This window comes from Corallococcus sp. 4LFB, assembly GCF_046520365.1.
In the GTDB taxonomy this organism is placed as follows: Bacteria; Myxococcota; Myxococcia; order Myxococcales; family Myxococcaceae; genus Corallococcus; species Corallococcus caeni.
Genome location: NZ_JBKGHJ010001110.1, coordinates 1 through 916 on the forward strand (window position 1 = coordinate 1; position 916 = coordinate 916).

The window sequence follows — 916 nt, forward strand, 5'->3', positions numbered from 1 at the left end:
GCCCGCGGACTGGGACCGGAGTCCAGCCCCGCCCTGGGCGCCGCTCGCTGGACGGCGTCTTCCTGCCTCCCTGCCGCGCGCGCGCTGGTGGGCACGCCCTACTACATGTCCCCGGAGGCCTGGGCGGGCGAGGAGCTCTCCGCGCGCAGCGACGTGTACTCGCTGGGCGTCGTGCTCTACGAGCTGTGCGCGGGCCGGGGCCCCTTCCGCGACGTGCCCTGGCGCGAGCTGTCCGAGGCCGTGCGCACCCGCGACGTGCGCCCCCTGCTGGAGGTGGCCCCGTCGGTGGACCCCGGGTTCGCCGCCGCCATCGACAAGTGCCTCAAGCGCGACCCGGCCCAGCGCCACGCCTCCGCCGCGCAGCTGCTCGACGCGCTGGAGGCGCTGACGCGCGAGGAGGCGCCGGCCGCCGTGCCGGAGGGCAACCCCTACCGCGGCCTCCAGGCCTTCGAGGCCGAGCACCGCGCCCTCTTCTTCGGCCGCCGCCGCGAGCAGCGCTCCGTGCTGGAGCGGCTCAAGGCGGAGGCCTTCCTGCTGATGACGGGCGACTCCGGCGTGGCAAGTCGTCCCTGTGCCTCGCGGGCATCCTCCCCGCCGTGGCGGACGGCGCGCTGGAGGACGGCCGGCGCTGGCGCACCGCGCGGCTGGTGCCCGGGCGCAGGCCCGTGTCCGCGCTCGCCGTGGCGCTCGCGCCGGTGCTGGAGGTGGAGGAGGAGCCGCTCGCGGAGACGCTGCGCCAGGACCCACGTCGCTCGGCCGCAGGCTGCGCGCGAAGCTGGGCACGCAGGGCGGGCTGCTCCTCTACATGGACCAGCTGGAGGAGCTGGTGGACGCTGTCCCTCCGGAGGAGGCCGCGCTCGCGGGCGCCGCGCTGGGGGCGCTCACGGAGGCCGCCGGGGGCCTGCGGCTGCTCGCC

At 77.5% G+C, this 916-nt stretch carries 1 pseudogene; it reads left to right on the plus strand.

Features of this window, described 5'->3' with window-relative positions:
• Window positions 1-105: 105 nt before the first annotated feature.
• Window positions 106-916: pseudogene (locus tag ACLEQD_RS44370) on the plus strand (serine/threonine-protein kinase); the annotation flags it as partial.